This window comes from Nocardia tenerifensis NBRC 101015, from assembly GCF_000308715.1.
Taxonomy (GTDB): domain Bacteria; phylum Actinomycetota; class Actinomycetes; order Mycobacteriales; family Mycobacteriaceae; genus Nocardia; species Nocardia tenerifensis.
On sequence record NZ_BAGH01000177.1, the window covers coordinates 43,743 to 63,045 of the forward strand.

The 19,303-nt window shown below is 66.7% G+C and carries 16 protein-coding genes; 8 read left to right on the forward strand and 8 right to left on the reverse strand.

Annotation, left to right across the window (positions count from 1 at the left end; translation table 11 throughout):
- Positions 1-409 precede the first annotated feature (409 nt).
- Positions 410-1,297, reverse strand: a complete 888-nt coding sequence (locus ON39_RS14330) for a bile acid:sodium symporter family protein (protein ID WP_040734456.1) — start codon at positions 1,295-1,297, stop codon at positions 410-412.
- 112 nt (positions 1,298-1,409) lie between these two features.
- Positions 1,410-2,459 (reverse strand): Gfo/Idh/MocA family protein, encoded by a 1,050-nt coding sequence (locus ON39_RS14335; RefSeq protein WP_040734457.1) that lies wholly within the window; start codon positions 2,457-2,459, stop codon positions 1,410-1,412.
- 579 nt (positions 2,460-3,038) lie between these two features.
- Here ON39_RS14335 and ON39_RS14340 point away from each other — a divergent pair.
- The 3 genes from ON39_RS14340 to ON39_RS48775 all read left to right on the forward strand — a co-directional run bounded on the left by ON39_RS14340 (position 3,039) and on the right by ON39_RS48775 (position 5,870).
- Positions 3,039-4,550 carry a mannitol dehydrogenase family protein gene (locus tag ON39_RS14340; protein WP_040734530.1) on the forward strand — a complete coding sequence of 504 codons (1,512 nt, stop codon included), beginning with the start codon at positions 3,039-3,041 and terminating at the stop codon, positions 4,548-4,550.
- Positions 4,547-5,239, forward strand: coding sequence for an HAD family hydrolase (locus tag ON39_RS14345; RefSeq protein WP_040734458.1), 693 nt, complete (start codon positions 4,547-4,549; stop codon positions 5,237-5,239). The genes ON39_RS14340 and ON39_RS14345 overlap by 4 nt, the downstream gene beginning before the upstream one ends.
- Positions 5,240-5,336: 97 nt before the next feature.
- Positions 5,337-5,870 (forward strand): LppP/LprE family lipoprotein, encoded by a 534-nt coding sequence (locus ON39_RS48775; RefSeq protein WP_157195466.1) that lies wholly within the window; start codon positions 5,337-5,339, stop codon positions 5,868-5,870.
- A 7-nt stretch (positions 5,871-5,877) separates the two neighbouring features.
- On the opposite strand, the gene ON39_RS14355 is transcribed toward ON39_RS48775, so the two are convergent.
- Positions 5,878-6,222: a winged helix-turn-helix transcriptional regulator gene (locus tag ON39_RS14355; RefSeq protein ID WP_040734460.1), complete on the reverse strand. Its 345-nt coding sequence runs from the start codon at positions 6,220-6,222 to the stop codon at positions 5,878-5,880.
- A 70-nt stretch (positions 6,223-6,292) separates the two neighbouring features.
- Between ON39_RS14355 and ON39_RS14360 the strand changes: the two genes are divergently transcribed.
- Positions 6,293-6,865 (forward strand): carboxymuconolactone decarboxylase family protein, encoded by a 573-nt coding sequence (locus ON39_RS14360; RefSeq protein ID WP_246003110.1) that lies wholly within the window; start codon positions 6,293-6,295, stop codon positions 6,863-6,865.
- A gap of 251 nt (positions 6,866-7,116) precedes the next feature.
- Here ON39_RS14360 and ON39_RS14365 read toward each other — a convergent pair whose 3' ends face one another.
- The 3 genes from ON39_RS14365 to ON39_RS45895 all read right to left on the reverse strand — a co-directional run bounded on the left by ON39_RS14365 (position 7,117) and on the right by ON39_RS45895 (position 12,629).
- Positions 7,117-8,475 carry a M64 family metallopeptidase gene (locus ON39_RS14365; RefSeq protein ID WP_157195467.1) on the reverse strand — a complete coding sequence of 453 codons (1,359 nt, stop codon included), beginning with the start codon at positions 8,473-8,475 and terminating at the stop codon, positions 7,117-7,119.
- Positions 8,476-8,660: 185 nt separating this feature from the next.
- Positions 8,661-9,467 (reverse strand): hypothetical protein, encoded by an 807-nt coding sequence (locus ON39_RS14370; protein WP_157195468.1) that lies wholly within the window; start codon positions 9,465-9,467, stop codon positions 8,661-8,663.
- Positions 9,468-9,686: 219 nt separating this feature from the next.
- Positions 9,687-12,629: an AfsR/SARP family transcriptional regulator gene (locus ON39_RS45895; RefSeq protein WP_051186610.1), complete on the reverse strand. Its 2,943-nt coding sequence runs from the start codon at positions 12,627-12,629 to the stop codon at positions 9,687-9,689.
- Between the two features lie 285 nt (positions 12,630-12,914).
- Between ON39_RS45895 and ON39_RS14380 the strand changes: the two genes are divergently transcribed.
- The 3 genes from ON39_RS14380 (at position 12,915) to ON39_RS14390 (ending at position 16,925) form a co-directional block, all read left to right on the forward strand.
- A complete protein-coding gene (locus ON39_RS14380) occupies positions 12,915-14,828 on the forward strand; it encodes a M61 family metallopeptidase (RefSeq protein ID WP_040734462.1) in 1,914 nt (637 codons plus the stop codon).
- A gap of 708 nt (positions 14,829-15,536) precedes the next feature.
- A complete protein-coding gene (locus tag ON39_RS14385; RefSeq protein ID WP_040734463.1) occupies positions 15,537-16,424 on the forward strand; it encodes a TIGR03619 family F420-dependent LLM class oxidoreductase in 888 nt (295 codons plus the stop codon).
- 63 nt (positions 16,425-16,487) lie between these two features.
- Positions 16,488-16,925, forward strand: coding sequence for a tautomerase family protein (locus ON39_RS14390; protein WP_051186611.1), 438 nt, complete (start codon positions 16,488-16,490; stop codon positions 16,923-16,925).
- Positions 16,926-17,070: 145 nt separating this feature from the next.
- Here the strand turns inward: ON39_RS14390 and ON39_RS14395 are convergent, their stop codons facing one another.
- Positions 17,071-17,976, reverse strand: a complete 906-nt coding sequence (locus ON39_RS14395) for a DUF1152 domain-containing protein (protein WP_211336433.1) — start codon at positions 17,974-17,976, stop codon at positions 17,071-17,073.
- Between the two features lie 309 nt (positions 17,977-18,285).
- On the opposite strand from ON39_RS14395, the gene ON39_RS14400 reads away from it, so the two are divergent.
- Positions 18,286-18,696, forward strand: coding sequence for a hypothetical protein (locus ON39_RS14400; RefSeq protein ID WP_040734465.1), 411 nt, complete (start codon positions 18,286-18,288; stop codon positions 18,694-18,696).
- A gap of 22 nt (positions 18,697-18,718) precedes the next feature.
- On the opposite strand, the gene ON39_RS14405 is transcribed toward ON39_RS14400, so the two are convergent.
- A complete protein-coding gene (locus ON39_RS14405; RefSeq protein WP_040734468.1) occupies positions 18,719-19,297 on the reverse strand; it encodes a TetR/AcrR family transcriptional regulator in 579 nt (192 codons plus the stop codon).
- Between the last annotated feature and the right edge of the window lie 6 nt (positions 19,298-19,303).

Consider the following 19,303-nt stretch of genomic DNA (forward strand, 5'->3'; position numbering starts at 1 on the left):
GCGGCGACCGCTATCACGAGGCACAGCACGAGCGCGCCGGCGACGAGTGCGATACGCCGACGCGAGGAACACCTGGCGGCGACGCGAGGAACGGTTGGGCGGCGATGCGATCTGCATTGTTGCGAACCATCTTGCGGCCCACGGGTATCCGGCTGACCCACCGAGTAAGCGAGCCGGGCACGCCCTCCCCCCCACAATCCCGGTGTGACCTCGCGCGCCCCAGCTCCCGGCAGGCTCGACGTCGACGAGCAGAGTCATATGGTTGCCCAGGAAGATCAGTTAGCGACCTTATGACTCTGCTCGGCGTCGAGGAGCGGGTTGGTGCACTGCCTGCCGACGCATCGTGGGATGTTGGCTCCCCTCGAGTGTCGAACTGCGAAGGGCACCTGCCGCGATAGACGGTGTCGGGTCAGTTGGGGGCTGGGCTCGGCGTCGAATGTTCTTGCCGCACATACCTGGCCAGCAGGTAGGCCGCGATGGCCGCCGGGATGTTCATGAGCACCCCGTAGACCGCGCCGGGCACGGCCATCGCGTTGTTGTGCAGCACCGAACCCGCGACGGCGATGGCGATCGCGCCGTTGTGGATGCCGATCTCCATGGCCGAGGCGATCGCCTGGTCGGCGTCGATGCTGAGCAGCCGTGGCACGAAATAGCCGACGGCCAGGCTGATCACGGCGAACAGCAGGCTGAGCGAGGCGAGCTTGCCGATGTTCTCGGTGAGCGTCTCGAAGTTCTTCGCCACGGCCGCGAGGACGACCAGCGCGAGCACCACGATCGAGAGGATCTTGACGTTGCCGCGCATCCGCTCGGCCCACCCGGTGTACCGGCGGTGCACCACCATGCCGATCGCGACCGGCACCAGCACGATCGCGAACACCTGCGCGAACTTGTCCGGCCGCAGCCCGAACGACCCGTCGGCGTCCATGAACCGGCTGTAGGCGAACGCGACGATCAGCGGCATGGTGAACACCGCGAGCACCGAATTGATCGCGGTGAGCGTGATATTCAACGCCACATTGCCACCGGCGATGTGGCTGAACAGGTTTGCCGACGGCCCGCCGGGCGACGCGGCGAGCAGGAGCATGCCGACGGCGAGGGCTCCCTCGAGCCGGAACAGGTAGATCAGCCCGAGGCAGACCGCGGGCAGCAGCACCATCTGGCACAGCAGCGCGATCACCGCGGCCTTCGGGTAGCGCAGCACGCGGGCGAAATCGTCCACGGCCAAGGTCAATCCGAGCCCGAACATCACCAGGGCCAGGGCCAGCGGCAGGAACACCGCGAAAATCGTGGAACCCACGCCGGGTTCTCCTCTCCGCCGAACGGCCCGCGCACACACCGCGGGCGCCGAGGGACGACGTTATCGATCTCCGGCGTGGGTCGCCAGTCTTATCGCGGAGGTCGGCGTCGGATCACACCGCGACGACCTGACCGTCGGCGGCCGAGCGGCGCGCGGCCTCGAGCACGCGCAGCGTGGCGACGGCGTCGCGGGGGTCGACCGGGACCGCACCGCCGTCGAGCAGGGCGGCGGCCAGTTGGGCATAGAAGGCGGGATAGTCGCCCGCGAGGGTCGGTGTCGGTTGTACGTCGGGCTCGGCGCCGATGGTGCCCCAGTGCTCGGATTCGACTGTGCCCCAAGGCTTGCCGTCGTCCGGTCGGCGGCCCTCGCGCAGCGCGGCCTCCTGCGGGTCGAGGCCGTGGGTGACGTAGGCCGCCTCCGTGCCGAGCACCCGGAATCGTGGGCCGAGTTGCGGCGCAACGGCACTCATCCAGAGGTGGGAGCGCACGCCCGAGTCGTGCGTGAGGGCCAGGAACGCGTCGTCGTCGCTGCGCACACCCTCGCGTCGCCGATCCAGTTCGCAGTACACCGATTTCACCGGTCCGAACAGGGTCGTCGCCTGGTCGACGAGGTGGCTGCCGAGGTCGAACAGCAGGCCCGCGCCGTCGGCGGCGTCGCCCAGTTCCCGCCAGCCGCCCTTCGGCACCGGACGCCAGCGCTCGAACCGGGACTCGAAGCGCCGCACCGCGCCCAGCCTGCCCGCCTCGGTGAGGGCGCGCACGGTGCGGAAGTCGGCGTCCCAGCGGCGGTTCTGGAACACCGTCAATGCCAGGCCCGCCCGCTCGGCGCGCGCGACCACGTCCGCGGCGTCGGCGGCCGTCACGGCGAACGGCTTGTCGACGACCACCGGCAGGCCCGCGTCGAGGGCCTGCGCGGCCAGTGCGGCGTGCGTGCGGTTGGGCGTCGCGATGACCGCGAGGTCGATCCCGGTGGGGTCGGCGAAGAGCTCGTCGGCGGAGGCGACGACCCGCACGCCGGGGTGCTCGCGTTCGGCCTGTGCCGCGCGCTCGTCCGAGGAGGTGACCACGGCCGCGACCCGCATGCGCGGCTCGGCGGCGATCAAGGGGGCGTGGAAGACCGACCCGGCCAACCCGTATCCGACTACAGCGACGTCCAAGGTCATGTCTCGACGCTAGCCGATGGGTGCCGGGGGAGTTCGGCAACCGTGAAGCAACTTCGGCTGTGGTCGTTGTCGATGCGGGATGGTTGCTATCGGCTCTGGCCAGTGCGTTGTTGCTTCCGATCAGAAGTGATTATGCCTCAACGCCTCTGGCGTACGGTCGACCTGCCCTGGCCTGGTTCACGCTGTATTTCCCCCTCGAGAATCGGCAATTGATCGGCAAATCTTAGAGCAGTCTTTAAAGTGTTTCCTATCGGGCAAATCGGAGATGTCCGCGCGTGATGGACGTCACGAGCATGTATTTATGCGTCGGGCATTTCCGGCGGCCGTCAACGATTCTCACGTCCTGAAGTGCGCCTTTACGGAATATTTGCAATATGGCTTCTGACCTGCTGCAACGTGCCTTCAGTTGGTCCACCAGCGTTTAGCCGTCGAAATCTCGGCAATGCTCACCTACCGTTTTGAAACGGCGCTCAGTCAATGCTGATGAGGCGTTCCGTATCGCTCCCTCTCGCATACCCCCAACGGAGGCCGCACATGCGTGTGCCGCTGATTACGGCGAAGAAATCTCGCATCGAATCGATGTCTCGGATACCCGGCGCGGTGGTACCGCGCCTCTCGGCCGACATGCTCACCCGGCTGCCGGCCTCGGTCGCCAGGCCGGAGTTTGCCCCGGGTGGTCTGCGCGCGGGCATTCTGCATCTCGGTTGCGGCTCGTTCCACCGGGCGCACCAGGCCCTGGCCACCCAGCACGCGATGAACGAGACCGGCGACCCGCGCTGGGGCATCACCGCCGTCGCGATCAACCGCCCGACCGTGGTCGACGCGCTGCGCGCGCAGGACCACCTCTATACGACGCTGCTGCACGAGGACGGACGGGCGCGCGTGGAGGTGGTCGGCTCGATCACCGAGGCCGTGCACGCGCCGTCGGACCTGGTCGGCGTGCCGCGGCGGATCGCGGATCCGCGGGTCGAGATCGTCACGCTCACCGTCACCGCGAGCGGCTACTGCGTCTCGCCGGTCACCGGCCGGTTGGAGGCCGACTGCCCCGGCCTCCGCCACGACGTCCGATCGCCGACCCGGCCGATCACGCCGATCGGCATGCTCACACAGGGCCTGGAGCTGGTCCGGCGGCGAGGCGGCACACCGCCGGTGATCATCAGCTGCGACAACCTCTGCGCGAACGGCAGCACCCTGCGCCGCGCCGTGATGGACTTCGCGCTGCTGCGCGACGACCACCTCGCCGAGTGGATCGCCAGGCACGTGCAGTTCCCCAACAGCGTGGTCGACCGCATCGTGCAGCCGACCGCGCCCACCGACGCCGCGGTGGCCCGCAACTGGCTGGGCGGCATCGAGGACCTCGCGCCGGTCTCGGCCGAGCCGTTCATGACCTGGACGATCGAGGATTTCGACGGCGAGCGCCCGCAGTGGGAGCTCGGCGGCGCCCAATTCGTCTCCAACGTCAGGGATTACGAGCTGGCGAAGCTGCGGTTGCTCAACGGAACGCACATGCTGCTCGCCTATCTCGGCGGGGTCGCCGGCCACCGCACCATCGCCGAGGCGACGGCCAGCCCGGCGCTCGCCGCGCTCGCCAGGCAGTTCATGCTCGACGAACAGGGGCCGACGCTCGCGCTGGCGAAACCCGAATTGCACAGGACCGTGGACGATTTGATGCGCCGGTTCCGCAATCCCGCTATCGCGCAGTGCATGACGCGCATCGGCCGCAACGGCTCGGACAAGATGATGCCCAGGGTGGTCGACGCGCTGCGCGACAATATCGCGGCGGGGCGGCCCACGCCCGGCGCGACCCTGCTGATCGCCGCGTGGATCCGCTGGTTCACCGCGAGCCGTGAGCCCGGCGCGGTGATGGAGTTGATCGACCCGAGGGAGGACTCGCTCGCGGTCCTGGTCGACGCCGACCCGCACCGCTGTGCGCAGGCGTTCTTGCAGCGCACCGATATTTTCGGCACGCTACCCCGGTTGGCGGACGTACAGCGGCAGGTCGGCGACGCCCTGGCCGAGATCGCCCGCGACGGGGTGGAGGCCGCGGTCCGGCGCAGGCTCGCACCGCGGTCGGAGAGGAGCAACGGATGAACGCCGAGAGTCCGGTTCGCGCGGTCGTTTTCGACATGGACGGGCTGCTGATCGACTCGGAGAGCCTGGCCATGGAGTCGTTGGTCAGTGCCGGGGCCGAACTCGGGTACGAGATGCCGATCGATTTCTGCCGCAGCATGATCGGCGTGCCCGCCGACCGGTGCCGCACCCTCGCCGCGGCCGCCTACGGCCGGGGCTTCCCGCTCGACGAGTACTTCGACCTGCACGACGAACATCTGCGCCGGCTCGTCGACGGCGGCAGGCTGGCGACCAAGCCGGGCGCGGTGGCGCTGCTCGACGCGCTGGACGCGCAGGGCGTGCCCAAGGCGATCGCCACCTCGTCGTCGCGGGAACGCGCCGACCACCATCTCGAGCTGGCCGGCCTCGCCGGTCGTTTCGACGCGGTCGTGACGCGCCAGGACGTGACCAAGGGCAAACCCGATCCGGAGCCGTACCTGAAGGCGATGGCCGCACTCGGGGGTGAGGCGGAAACGACACTCGCCCTGGAGGATTCGACCAACGGTCTGCGCGCCGCCTGCGCCGCCGGCCTGCGCTGCATCCTCGTCCCCGATCTCGTGCAGCCGACCGAGGAGTCCCGGCGGCTGGCGCACCGGCTGTATCCGGACCTGCACCGGGTCATCGAGTACCTCGCGGCGGCCAACGCGCCGTCGCCCGCGCCCACCGCCTGAGTTTCGCGTCGAAGTCCCCTTCGGCGCCGGGCTTCGACACAGGGCCTACTCTGGTCCGAGTTCGATCCTGTCGGCGGACCTGAAGAGGACTCTCGTGGTGCGAATAGCTCGACCCGCGTTGGTGCTGTGCGCCGGACTCGTCGTGGCGGTCGCCGGGTGCGCCGACGACGGCGGGTCTACGCCGACCCACGCCCACAGCGCGGCCGCGACCACGTCTGGGGTGCCGACCGCGTGCGGCGTCGACCTGACCGCGCCGGTGATCCAGTCCGCGGTCGCGGCGCTGCCCGCCGAGCCGGTCACGCACGCGGCGTGGTCGACCGATCCGCGGGGGTTCGAGGGCAACTTCGATCCGTGCGCGACCCTGTCTACGGTGATCATCACGGTGCAGGGGGCGACGGGGAGTTCGCCGAATCAGGCCCTGCTGTTCCACAAGGGTTCCTATATCGGCACCGCGACGCCGGAGGCGCACGGATTCACCTCGCTGGACGTCGACCGCACCACCGACGACACGGTCGGGTTGACCTACAAGACGCCGGGCAGTTGCAACGCCTGCACCGACGGCACCGTCACCCAGGTCCAATTCCGTTGGGAGGGGCAGAAAGTGCGCACGATCGGTACGCCGCCCAAGTAACGCGGCGTCAGTCGGACCAGCGCTGCACCCACACCTGTAGCGGTGCGAGCGCCGCGACGAGGTCGAGGCCGTCCGCGCTGAGCTGATAGCCGGTCGGGTCCGCGGCGATCACCCCCGCCTCACGCAGTTCGCGCAGCCGATCGTTGAGCACGCTGGCGGACACGCCGCCGCACAGCTTCTGCAACTCCCGGAACGTCACCGCGCGTCCGTCGCGCAACTCCCAGAGCACCCGCAGCGCCCACCGCCTGCCCAGCAGGTCCAGCAGCACCATGATCGGGCGGCCGGTCCGCGAACCGCGCACCGGGCCACCGATCGCCGGGGTCTTGTTTGCTTCGGATTCCGAAGCTACCATCGTCACCGTCCTTGCTCTTATTTCCGAAGCAAGAGTACCTCGCCATTTGCTGAAAGCACGAGGAAACACCGTGATCGACACCAACCTTGTCCCGCGCATCCCGCCGCTGAATCCGCCGTATGCTCCGGAAATCGAGACGCAGCTGCGCAAGTGGATGCCGCGCGACTCGGCCATCGAACCGCTGGCCTTGTTCCGCACCCTCGCAATCCACGCCGACCTTTTCAGCCGCATGCTGCCCCTCGGCGCGGGCCTGCTCGGCCATGGCCACGTCCCACCCCGCGACCGCGAGATCGTCATCCTCCGCACCTGCGCCCGCGCGAACGCCGAGTACGAATGGGGCATTCACGCCGTCCTCCAGGCGCCCGAGGTCGGCCTCACCGCCGCCCAGATCGATGCGACGGCCATCGGCGACCCCGCCGACCCCGCCTGGACCCCCGCCGACACCGCTGTCCTCCGCTTGGCCGACGAAATCTACGACACCGCAACAATTTCCGACACCCTATGGGCCGAACTGAGCCCCCGCTACCTTGACGACCAAATACTGGAACTGATCACCACCACCGGCTGGTACCGCCTCCTCAGTACCGTAATCAACACCGCCCGAATAGAACATGAGCCCTGGGCCCGTCGCTTCCCGTCCTGACTTCGCCCGGCAACGAAACGCAGAACCCCATGTCGTGGTTCCGCCGACCACGCTGCGGCCGGCCCCCAATGATCGCGACCACCGAGATGGCGACTCACCTGCTGACGCGCTGTGAGGCACGATCGGCGAACTGTCGGCCCAGATCGCCGACGATCACGAGCCCTGTTCAGCCACAGCGGTATTCGCAGATCAGCGCTGAATGGAACTCCGGACATCGACCTCTGACGTTCTTGGCGTGGTCGACGTGTCGATTACTCGGTCTCGATGATCCGACGCAACGACTCCGGTAGATCGGCTGCCGCCAGGGTGTATGTGGTGGCAATCAGTGAGGCGTCCAGGGGTGGGCTGTCGGGGAGGAATGCGTTGTCGGCGGCGATGGTGAAGGGTGCGTTGACCGAGATGAGGTTGAGAGTCAGGTGAGGGGAGTCGGTGCCGCGCAGATCCGCTGTGGGTACGCGTACGACGAAGTCGAAGGCGTCGGGCTGCTCGATCCGATGCGGGCGAGGGCCCTCGGGGCCGATCGTGCTGAAAGACCGGTCCACACCGACGTCGGGATGCGAGCCGACCGATATTCGGCGGTCTCCCAAGAACAGTTCGTGCGCGTATCCGGCGCTGATGGTGTCGAGCTGCCTCAGTGGCCCGTCGACCTCGTGTGCTTCGACGATGGTCAGTTCGCCGTGCTGCATGCGGACCAGCAATCTGAGGTAACTGTCGTTCTCGCCTGCTTCCACCGCGGGTTCGGTCCTCTCGTGCCCGCTCTCGCTCACCGCCGCGATCTGACGGCGTGGAACGAGGTGTGTCGCCATCGCGCGCTCACACACCGGGCAGAATGCGGGCACATTGCTGCGCATCCGGCAGTTGACGACCGGCCGGAATATTCCGCGGGCGAAGTCGCCTCCGCCGCCTTCGAAAAGCCCGACGTCCCTGGTGTCATTCCACCATGATGGTTTGGGAAATTTGTAGTCATCACCACCGGTGGGGATCGGGGTGGTCGCGTGGATGTCGGCCGCCCATTTGAGGGTGGCGCGGTTGATGTTTATCGTCAGATTCGGTTCATTGGGTTCGTCTTGGCGGGTGAACCAGTTGTCGCGTCGGTGGTATTCGTCGCCGAGGCCGCCCAGAGCATGGCCGAACTCGTGGGCGACTGTGTCCCATGTTTCACCCACCGCTAGCGTCGCTCGGCCTCTGCCACCGCGCCCGCCGACCCCCGGATTGTTCAGTAGCACCACCACAAGGTGATGCTCGTCGACCCAGGTCGAGACGGCGCGAGCTAGCCGTGCTGCGGTCTCGGCCCCGTCTTCGAGCCAACTATGGGCCCAATCACCGTTGTAGAACGCCCCGAGAGCGGTATTGCGATTGACTTGATTCACAGTGCCGTTGGCGTTGTAGGTCCTGGTACCGACGCCGGAATCGACCGACTCCAGATTGATCCGCAGCAGGTTGAACGAGGGTCTGTTGGCCGCGAAAAAATCACGGGCGAATACCCCGTTGGTCAGCAGTCTGTCGACTGCCTGGTTGTAGGCTTGCTGATCCCTGGGCCCGAATCCATCACCGACAACGACGATGGTGGTTCTTACGCCGAGTGGCCCGTTCTGGAACAACGTGGTCATCGAGTTACCGATCCACGGAACTGTGGCTGCCGCGGCGTCGGTCCGCAACCAGTTGCGAAGGCTCGGCTGATGGGCCTGGTGCATCGGCTGGCGAAGCCGACCACCGAGGCGATGACTCCTCAGGAAAGTTCTGGCACTCAACATCTGCTGCGCTCCCGTTCTAGCAAATCGGCTGGCCGAGAGCGTCAGCGCGGGCTGACCAGGACACGGACGTAGCCTTGGCCGCTGCTCAACGATGTGAGGGCTTTGCCGATCACCGCACCGAACGCGCGCTCGGGCTCGGTGACCCTGCGGCAATGACCGGAGGTCGCCGAGGTGGTGAGCAGGTCACCGGGGCGGATCGGCGCCATGTCGGCGTCGGCCGCGCACCATACCTTGCCCATCAACGCGACATGGGCGCTGTTGTCGTGGCGGTCGAGCACAATGGCCGGCTTCACCCCGCCGGCGCCGGAGACGATGCCCGCCACCGCGGTGTCGTAATCGCTTGTACAGGGGTGGACTTCGCCGTCCGCGCCGAGCACCACCACCAGACCGGCCTCGACCGCGGCATCGGTCGTGCTCAGTGCTTCCGCGTAATCCGCGCCCTCGAGCAGTAAGTCGCCCCGGACCGTGATATTACCGGTGACGTAGACGTTCCCCTGGAAGTTGCCGGCATCGCCACCGCCGGTGTTGACGCCCACGACCGCGCCGTGGTTGGGGTTCTTCGACCAGCCGCGGACACCCTCGCCCTCGGCGCTTTCGAAGAAGCCACCGTTGCCGCCGCCGGTGTTGACCCCGACTACGCCACCATGATTCGGGTTCTTCGACCAGCCGCGGACACCCTCGCCCTCAGCGCTTTCGAACCAGCCGCCATTACCGGGCGTAGCGGAGTTGTTGACCCCGACCACTGCGGCGCCCGGACCTTCACCGTCACCGCGGACGCCGAACCCCGTGCTGCTGGTTCCGTGCACGCCGATGCCATCGGCCTTATGTGCTCCCGCGACCGCCGGCACACCGGTGACCGTCGAGTCACCATTGAGATTGCCCATGTCGAATCGTTCCCCTCGTGATAATCCTGCGACCAAAGTTATTGGCCCCCGGGCTATCAGCAGACTGTCGCAGTATCAGGCGCACGGCTAGCTCCGGGTCCGGCCACCGAACCATCACCTAGTGCGTCGTCTTCCGTGGTCGCTTGCAGCGACAATGGGTATGGACCGGGGTACGGCGAGTAGTCACGGCTTCACCAGATCGGCGACGGTGCTGGTGAACAACTCGACCATCGCCGACCAACTCGGTGCCGGACCGGGCGGATGGGCGTCTGCGAGACCGTCGACCTTCCGGCTCGCCAACTGCTGTCCGATCGAGCGCAGATAGCGGCACGGATCGGTGCCGATCCGGGCGGCGTGGGCAAGCACCGCCGCGTGCAGCCGCTGCGCGATGTCTTTGCGCCCCAGGCAGATCAGAGCGCAAACGCCGGCATCGAGGCACACGAGCATCTCGGCGCCATGGGGTTGCCGTTCGAAGATGGTAATCGCCGAGGTGAGGTAGCCGAGAGCCTCTCGTACCGATGCGGGATCGGGGGAGACCTGCCCGAGCAGCGTCCAGGCCAGCACCGTTTCGATCCTGCCCCTAGCCCGTAAATTCCCGTACTCCGTCACTGTTTCGCGGCATGCGAGTATGTTCTGCACCGCGCTGTCGATCTGTCCGTCATACAGTTGCAGCATCGCCGCTCCCAGCTTTGCGTTCACTCGCATCGACTCCGGGGCGTTCGGGCTTTCGGTGGCGACGCGAAACCGCTCGTGCGCCAACCGGAAGGCCGCCACCTCGTTCAACTGGATCAACGCGTTGCACCGACTCGAGCATGCTCGCAGTAGCAGGAGTTCGTGCTCCGGGTTCGTTCCGTCGAGCAGCTCGATGGCCGATTCGGCCGAACGGAGCGCGGCTGTGTGATTTCCGGCGTGCAGTTCAGCGGTCGACAGGGCGATAGTGGCCTCGACACGATCGATCAACGCCGCATCGGAGCAAGCCGTCAACGCGGCTTGGATACCGCGGGTCGCCTCTCGCAACGTGCCGACCGTCATCGACACGGCGGCGAGCGCACCGGCCGAACGCAGCGCTTCGCGCGGATGGTGGGCCAAATCATGCTGGAAACCAATACGTATGTTGCCGATTTCGGTCGCGAGGACTTCAGCTGCGTCCGCTGAGTGAGATCTGCTGAGCAGGCCCGCTTGTTCTCGCATGAGTCGGCGAACCCATTGCGCGTGGGCTTGCTGTGATGCCGCGGGATCCGGGTCGTTGTCACGGCAGTAGCGCCGGATGGTCTCCAGCATCCGGTATCTGGCGCTGCCGTTCGTGACGTCCGCGATGACCACCGACCGATCGACGAGCGTCGAGAGCCGGGCGAGCACCGCACCGTCACCGTCGCGCCACACCGATTCGGCTGCCTGCCAAGTGAATCCACCGCCGAAAGGCCATAGTCGCAGCAGCAGTGCTCGATCGGCGGTGTCGAGCTGCTCGACGCTCCAGGCGATGGCCGAGGTGAGCGAGTCGTGCGGGGACAGCGACCCGTGCGGAGTCGGCGCGAGCACATCGGTGCGCTCGGGTAGCAGGGTGGCGATGCCGGACAGTCCGAGTACGCGCTCTCTGGCCGCGGCCAATTCGATGGCCAGCGGCAGGCCGTCGAGCGCGCGGCAGATGGCGTGGGCGGCCCACTCGTCGTCCGGGGTGGCCCGCCAGTCGGCGCGGCCGGCGCTCACCCGCTCGTACAGCAATTCGACGGCGGGCCCGGCGCGGCCGTCGGAGGCGTCGATCGTCAAGGGATGCAACGGTATTACTCGCTCGCCCGCGATGCCGAGCGGGCGGCGGCTGGTGGTGAGGATGTGCACTCCGGCGGTGTGGGCGAGCAGGTCGCGCACGATGGCAGGCAGGTCGTCGACGAGGTGTTCGCAGTTGTCCAGGATCAGCAGACCGGGCTGATCGCGCAGCGCGTTGCGCAGTGTGGTCATGGGATCGCCGATGACGCTGGGGATTCCGAGTGCCGCGGCGATCGACGGCGCGATGTCCGCCGCGCTGCGACTGTCGGCCAACGGCACCGGCCAGGTGTCTGGTCGTTCGGCGGCGTACTCGATGACAAGGCGTGTCTTGCCGACGCCTGCGGGGCCGACGACGGTCACCAATCGATTCGCGGTACGCAACTCGTGGAGCAGGTCCAACTCGGCGCGGCGGCCGATGAAGGTAGACAGCGGTCGCTCCAGTCTCGAAACCGGCGCGGTCCCACCACTTCCCGCTCGGCCTGCGGCTCGCACGCTCCGAGCTGACCGCGATGCTGCCGTCATCGGCCTCGTCGGCGCCGCGCTGCTCGCCCTCGGCGCGTACGGCTGGCCGGCGCCGCGGCTCAGCTCCGCTGGTCCGGAATCCGGCACGATCATTAGGCGCGGGTCATGGGCGAGCATCCGGTCCGCCAATTCCCGCAGCGCGGGCCCCGGTTCGATGCCGAGTTCGTCGACGAGGAGATCGCGCACCCGCCGCAACTCGGCCAGCGCCTGTGCCTGCCGTCCGCTCCGATACAACGCCAAAGCCAGCAATTCCCAGCGTCGTTCGCGATAGGGCGCCTCGGTGATGGTCGCGCTCAAAGCGACCACCGCCGCGGTCGCGTCCCCGCACTCCAGGCGGGCCGCCTGCAACTCCTCGAAGCCGACCTCGTACAGCTCCAGCAGTCGTGCCCGGGCCGCGGAAACCGCTGCCATTTCATCGAACTCCGGCCACGGCCGACCGCGCCACAGCGCGAGCGCCGACTCCAGCGACCCGATCGCCGCCGCCGCGTCCCCGGCGGCCAAGGCCTGCAATCCGGCCGTCACCCGCTCGGTGAACAGGCCGTGGTCGGTTCCCGCCGGACCGACCGCGAGCCGATACCCACCGGGCGCCGACACGATCCACGCCGCCCCGCGCGGCCCGAGTGCCGTCCGCAACCGATGCACCGCCACTCGAACCGATTTCGTCGCATCGCGCGGCGACTCGTCACCCCACACCAGATCCGCCAGCACCGAATGGCCCACCGCAGCGCCCATTCCGGTCGCCAGCGCCGCGAGCAATCGCCGCGCCACCGCCCCACCCAGATCGACGACGACGCCGTCCACCTCGACCGAGACCGGGCCGAGGATCCGACAGAGGATCATCGGACAACGCTACCGGCATACAGCCGACAGCGGCATCGCATCACGCGGCATCTCGCGGGCAGTCCGGCACTGAATCACAGGCCGTTGGACATGCGCCAGCGCGGTCATGGTCGGGGACCACGTCGCGCGACGGGTATGACGCAGCCCACACTCGCTTCTCGCGCGCTGCGATACCGACTCTCGTAGGATGAATTATCAGTTCAGCAACTAAGGGACTCTCGCCGGCCGTCGGGGCGGGTATTGCGTTTGATTCGTGGTGTCGACAAGATCTGTGTGACTCGGGGAGTGTTGTTGTCCAAGACTCGTATTTTCGGCGCCCTCGGCGTCGTCGTTCTCCTTCTCCTGGCAGGCGCACTCTACCTGGGATTGCGCGACAAGCCTGATAAAGCTCCGGCGAATCAGAAAGCGATCTCGGTGTCGGTCGACGCGACCAATCTGCCGCAGCGCGTGATTCAGGTGAAGCAGACGATCCCCGTTCAGTCGGGTGAGGTGGATCTTCTTTTTCCGCAGTGGCTGCCCGGCAACCACTCTCCGTCCGGCCCGATCGACAAGATCGCGGGCATCACCTTCACCAGCGCCGGGAACAAGCTGGCGTGGAAGCGCGATCCGCTGAACGTCTATCAGTTCAAGGTTACGGTGCCCGACGGCGTGGACTCGATCGACGCGAGCTTCCAGTACCTCACCCCCACCGACTCCTCACAGGGGCGCGTGGTGATGACGCCGAACATGCTGAATGTTCAGTGGAATGCCGTGGTCCTTTATCCCGCCGGTCCGCCCGCCAGTGAGATTCCCTTCACCGCGAGCGTCACCTACCCGCCGGGATTCGAGGCCGGAACCGCGCTGGACGTCGCCGGAAAGGCCGGCGACACCGTGAATTACAAAACCGTTCCGTTGGACATCCTCGTCGACTCGCCCGTGTACGCGGGGCGCTATCACAAGGAGTTCGACCTGGCTCCGGGCGCGAAAACCCCTGTGCGCCTGCAAGTATTCGCGGACGCACCGGAGCAGCTCGAAGCCAAGGCCGAGCACATCGAACTGCACAAGGCTCTGGTGCGGCAGGCTCTGGCACTGTACGGCTCGCAACACTACGACCACTACGACTTCCTGCTGTCGTTGTCGGATCAGCTCAGCTCCAACGGTTTGGAGCACCAACGATCCAGCGAGAACGGCCAACCCACGGACTACTTCACCGCGTGGGACCCCGCGGTCGGCAGCGCCGATCTGCTCGGGCACGAGTACACCCATTCCTGGAACGGCAAGTTCCGACGGCCGGCCGACCTGTGGACACCCAACTACAACGTCCCGATGCAAGACAGCCTGTTGTGGGTCTACGAGGGGCAGACGCAGTATTGGGGCAACGTGCTCACCGGCCGGTCCGGCTTGCGAAACGCGGAAGTCTCCCGTGACGCGTTGGCCTCGGTGGTCGCCGCGTACACCGATAACCGGCCCGGACTCACCTGGCGCAGTCTGCAGGACACCACCAACGATCCCATCGTCGCCCAGCGGCGTACGAAGCCGTATCGGTCGTGGCAGCTCAGCGAGGATTACTACCAGGGCGGGCAACTGGTGTGGCTGGGGGTGGACGCGCGTATCCGCGAACTGTCGGGGAACACGAAATCACTCGATGATTTCGCTCGCGCGTTCTTCGGTGTCGACGGCAGTAAGTGGGAGTCGCAGAACACCTACGACTTCGACGACGTCGTCTCGACGCTGAACGGCGTGGTCGCCGACGATTGGGCGAAGTACCTGCGCGATCGCCTCGACGGAAAGGAACCGTTCGCCGCGAGTGTGGAGAAGACGGGCTGGAAGTTGGTCTACGACAACAACCCCGGCGCCTTGCTCACGGCTCAGCTGAAAAAGGCCGAGGGCGCCGTCAACTACACCTACTCGATCGGCCTCAACGTGTCCGGTGAAGGCAAGGTCACCGACGTGCGATGGGACGGACCCGCATTCAAGGCGAGAGTCGGCACAGGAATGACGGTGGTCTCGGTCAACGACGCCCCCTACTCCCAAGCCACGATGGAAGCCGCGATCGAGGCGGCCAAGACCAACCCCGCACCGATCCGATTGCAGGTCAAAGACTTCGATCAGACACGGACCGTCGAACTGAACTACCACGACGGCCTCCGTTACCCGCATCTGCAACGCATCGAAGGCACCCCGGACTACCTCACCCAGATCCTCGCCGCGCGGAATTAGTTTCCTGAGTGTGCTGCGCGGGCGTGCCCAAAGCGAGTCGCGGCACACCGAAGAGTAACGCGCAGAGATCATCTCGGGCTCGACACATGTGCCGATGAGGTGACCTGCTCGGTCGGTTCGAACAGCGCTCGCGGTCCGCCGTCGCGTCGACTTCGTGGACTGGTCGAGGTCAGTCGACGCTGCCCTATTGGGCGGGAAGAGCGGATACGGGTATTCGTTGTAGTCGCTGTCCTGGTAGGCCTGGGCCAGCCAGGCACAGTATCCGTGGGGATCCGTCGTGAGATGCAGGAATCCCTCGAGACCGGGCGGCTGCCCGACCTGGGGACTGGGTGCTGCCGACGGCGTGTAGATGTGCAATTTCCCGGGCAGACGCGCCGGTTGGCACACCGCGCGGGCGTGAAAACTGCGGTATTGCCTTGACATTGGCGACAAGGTTTACCGTTTCCCGCAGCAGTCTCGAGAGGAGGTCGCATGCTGATCGGAGCGTTGGCCGAGCGCCCTGGCACGAGAGGCCAGGTATTGCCGGAGTTGGGTTTCGGCCTGGTCGATGCTCGTCCGTTGGTCAGCCGTCTCGGCGGCAGCCGAGCGCGCGGATCAGCGCCGTGGGCAAACTTCTCCCGAAGTGCAAACTCTGCCTTCAGCGCCCTTGTCTCCGGTCGAGGCCGCAGCGGGCATCGAAATCCCAAACGTACCAGGAGGAATCTCGTCATGCGGTTCGCGGCCAGCTACAGCACGGCGTTCAACGGCACCGATCCCGACCGCCTCATAGCGTTCGCCCAGCACGCGGAGAACCTCGGGTTCGAGGCACTCTACGTTCAGGACCATATCGCGCTGTATCCGGGCGCCGACTACGGTGCGGGCGCACTGCCGCCGACGCTGCCGTATTTCGATCCGCTGGATTGCCTGAGTTTCGTCGCCGCGGCCACCCAGCGAATTGTGCTCGGAACCGGTGTGCTGCTCTTGCCGTATCGCCATCCGGTGGTTCTGGCCAAGCGGCTGGCCACCGTCGACGTGCTGTCCGGCGGCAGGATGCGGCTGCTCACCGTCGGCCTCGGCGCCTTGCCCGGGGAAGCCGCCGCGATGGGCGTCGATTTCCGCAGCCGAGGCCGCCGCGCGGACGAGGCCATCGATGTGCTGCGCCTGCTGTGGTCGGGCGGCGCGGACGGCGTCAGTCACCATGGCGAGTTCTTCGCCTTCGACAACCTGTGCAGCTACCCCAAGCCACACGAAACAACCACGCTGCCCATCCACATCGGAGGCTCCAGCGCGGCGGCGGCCCAGCGCGCCGGACGACGCGGCAACGGATATTTCGCCGGCGGCATGCTGGCCGAACACGGACGCGACCGGCAGCTCGAACTGGCCCGCCAGACGGCCACCGACGCGGGACGCGACCCTGCCGACATCGAGTACACACGCTGGGGGTCGGCCGACATGTCCCTCGAACATGTCGAGGAACTCGCCGAGCACGGTGTGGACCGGATCGTCGTCGGCTTCGCAGCTGCCGACCCCGCGCGGCAACACGACCAAATGTCGGAGTTCGGCGCACGATTCGACCTTTCACCTACAGACTCCGCCATCGACCACGGTCACCCCTGACCGCGTCGACGAATCAGCACAAGATTCGAAACAGCAGTCACCTCAGAAAGTCAGGAGATCGTTATGCCGCTCACCCGAATCGCGCTCCGCGAAGACACTCCCCAGGCCATCCAGCGGGCTATCGCGGACGGCATCCACCGCGCCATGGTGAACGCCATCGGCATCCCGCCGGAAGATCGATTCCAGATCATCGAACCGCGCCGCGCCGACGAGCTGATCTTCGACAGCGGTTACCTAGGCGTCGAGCGACGCAACGTCGTCTACGTGCAGATCGCCATGGTTCGCGGCCGGCCCGCCGAGCGCAAGCAGGCGCTCTACCGGGCGATCGCCGACGAACTGGGCGCGGCGGGCGTGCGGGCAGAGGACATCGTGATCACGGTGATCGAGAACGGCCGCGAGGACTGGTCCATCGGCAACGGGCACGCACAGTTGCTGGATGCGGAACTTCTGGCGCGTCATGGCATTTCGCCCGTCACGCCCGGCACCGAGCCGTTGTCGTAGACGCGGCCCGCAACGGCACACGCAGTGCCACGAAAGATCAACGGACGGAGGCAGTGTGAGACAGCTGGTTTCGGTCGCGTGATGATCGAAACCGGCCTTGCGGACCTACGGGGCGTCGATGGGTGTTGGGTGGGCGGCGGTCTGGTCAGTGTGGGATGAGGCTGAAGGGACGGGGTTCGGGCCGTGAGGTGAGATGGGCTTCGATGACCCGGGCCACCTGGTAGGGGTCCTCGGTCGGCTCGAGCAGTGGTAGATATTCGACCGTGCGCGCCAGCGCAGGAAGGTCGACGGCCAAATACATTGCCATGAGCGGGTTCACGAACAGTTCCGTGCCGCCGGTGCGGTCGGTGGCATGGACATCGCCGAATTCCCCGCGCAAGGCGCTGGCGATCTGGGATTGGACAATGCTTGGGCGCAAAGGTGTTTCGGCCAAGGAGTGGACGACCGCGGCGAAGTAGGCCGCGCCTTCCGGGCTGTCGAAGGGTATGGAGAGGGCGCCGAGGAAGGCGTTCTGCCGTTGCAGCGCAGCGAGGTTCTCTAGCACGTGTGCGTGACAGACGCCGTGATAGGCGTCGACGCCGAAACCGATCGACACCACCAGGCGGGAAATGCCGTGCAGGCCGGCCACGGCCGCGAGGCTGGTCATGTCCTCCTGCGGAGTGCCCAGGCCGGCCTCGTCGCCGCGCAACAGAATGTCGGTGCCGCCGTCCACCAGCACGACGGCGTCTATGTCGAGGTGCTCGACGAGCGTGCGGTAAGCCGTACGCAATGGCCGCACACCGGATTGCGGGAACGCGTACACGACCGGCTCGCGACCGGTGGTCGCCAGCCATCGCGCCAGACTGCGTTCGGGGAAGTAGTCGTCATTGCCGACGGTATCGGGGTCGACGGCGGCGACCCCCGGCGCCAGCCAGTCTTCCAACGGGGTCCGGCGCAGGTCACTGAACGACAGGTTCGCCAGATGCACCTTTTTGCCCAGTCCCTCCAGTGCCACGGCCAGAGGCAGGCCACCGTAGACATCGAACCCGCCGCCCGCCCCGGCGATCAGCACGCTGGAGGCATTCCGCAGGCGGGTGAACAGCGGTGGCTCAGCCAAACGATACGAACTCACCTCGCCATCATGACCACGGCCACGCCATGGTGCATGCCAGGAACGTGCACTTTGACCTCGGGCCAAGGTCAAGCGTTTGATGTCAGACCGGCACCGACGGAGTGTGCGGGGCGAACACGAGTCCGGATGTCGCACGGGCACAGTCGATCTCGTTCCGCGATCGCGCGATCACCGAGTGTCCGCGCTGCCGCTCGTCGGGGGAGAGAAACTCCATCGCCACAGATCGCTGCGTTGGCTACCGTCAGCCGCATGATCTATCCGGGCGGTGATTCGGCGTCGCGAGTGGCACAGCTGGCGAACATCGCGCATGAAAGCTGGATGCAGGATTGGCCCATCGAGGTATCCGATCCGGCCCGCCTCGATGAGTTCGTCGATCTGCTGCGTGCGAACAAGGCCGAGTGGGAGCTGAGTTTCTGGTTGCTGGATCTCATGCTCGCGTCGGCCGAACGCGTGCTGACCATCGCGCAGGCACAGGATGATTCGTCTGACCGAATCGAGTCGTTGGTCGACGCTCTGGTCGCGGTGTGGGAGGCCACGCAGGCGCCGGGCATCGCACAGCGATTCGTGTACTGGGGTTGTCTGGACGCTCGCGCTCCCGACGAGATGTTTCGCGTTAGTCCGCTGGTACGGCAAGCGCGTCGACGGATCGGCCACCGCTAGTCGACCTTTCGCCGCACAGGGCTCAGGTGAGGCCGAGGGCGCCCGCTGTCAGGTTCCACAAGCGTTCGGTGGCTTGGTCGACGGGCGGGCGCGGGGAGAGGCGCAGTTGTTGGGCGATGCCGTGGCGGAGTCCGCCGATGACGAAGGCGCCGGCACTATCCGCGTCGAGGATCGCGGGGATGTCCCCGGCGCGCTGGCCGCTGCGGATGTTGTCGGCGGCGTTGGTACTCATGGCCTGGAGGTAGACCGCTTCGAGGTCGGTGAGCTGTGGGTCGCCTGCGGTGCGGTTGAGCACGATGGCGGCCAGCGGATCGGTGAAGTGATGAGCGACGAAGAGGCGGGTTCGTTCCCGCTCGCGACTGGCCCAGTCGGCATCGCGGGGCAGATTGGCGTCGGCGATCGCGCGGCCCAGTGCTTGATAGAAGTCGTCGTAGATCGCCGCGAGCAGACCATTCTTCGAGCCGAAGTGATGGTAGAGCGCGCCGGTACTGAGCCCGGCGCGACGGGTCAAAGCGGCCAGTTCCATGACGCCGTTGCCCCGGACGAGTTCTTCGCGGGCAGCGTCCAAGAGTTGTTGACGTCCGATCGGAGCACGTGCCATTCTCGA

Excerpts from the sequence above, each read along its gene's own strand:
- ON39_RS14335 (WP_040734457.1), bottom strand. The coding sequence starts at position 2,459 with ATGACCTTGGACGTCGCTGTAGTCGGATACGGGTTGGCCGGGTCGGTC.
- ON39_RS14340 (WP_040734530.1), top strand. The coding sequence starts at position 3,039 with ATGTCTCGGATACCCGGCGCGGTGGTACCGCGCCTCTCGGCCGACATG.
- ON39_RS14345 (WP_040734458.1), top strand. The coding sequence starts at position 4,547 with ATGAACGCCGAGAGTCCGGTTCGCGCGGTCGTTTTCGACATGGACGGG.
- ON39_RS14355 (WP_040734460.1), bottom strand. The coding sequence starts at position 6,222 with ATGGTAGCTTCGGAATCCGAAGCAAACAAGACCCCGGCGATCGGTGGC.
- ON39_RS14365 (WP_157195467.1), bottom strand. The coding sequence starts at position 8,475 with ATGACCACGTTGTTCCAGAACGGGCCACTCGGCGTAAGAACCACCATC.
- ON39_RS45895 (WP_051186610.1), bottom strand. The coding sequence starts at position 12,629 with ATGATCCTCTGTCGGATCCTCGGCCCGGTCTCGGTCGAGGTGGACGGC.
- ON39_RS14385 (WP_040734463.1), top strand. The coding sequence starts at position 15,537 with ATGCGGTTCGCGGCCAGCTACAGCACGGCGTTCAACGGCACCGATCCC.
- ON39_RS14390 (WP_051186611.1), top strand. The coding sequence starts at position 16,488 with ATGCCGCTCACCCGAATCGCGCTCCGCGAAGACACTCCCCAGGCCATC.
- ON39_RS14400 (WP_040734465.1), top strand. The coding sequence starts at position 18,286 with ATGATCTATCCGGGCGGTGATTCGGCGTCGCGAGTGGCACAGCTGGCG.
- ON39_RS14405 (WP_040734468.1), bottom strand. The coding sequence starts at position 19,297 with ATGGCACGTGCTCCGATCGGACGTCAACAACTCTTGGACGCTGCCCGC.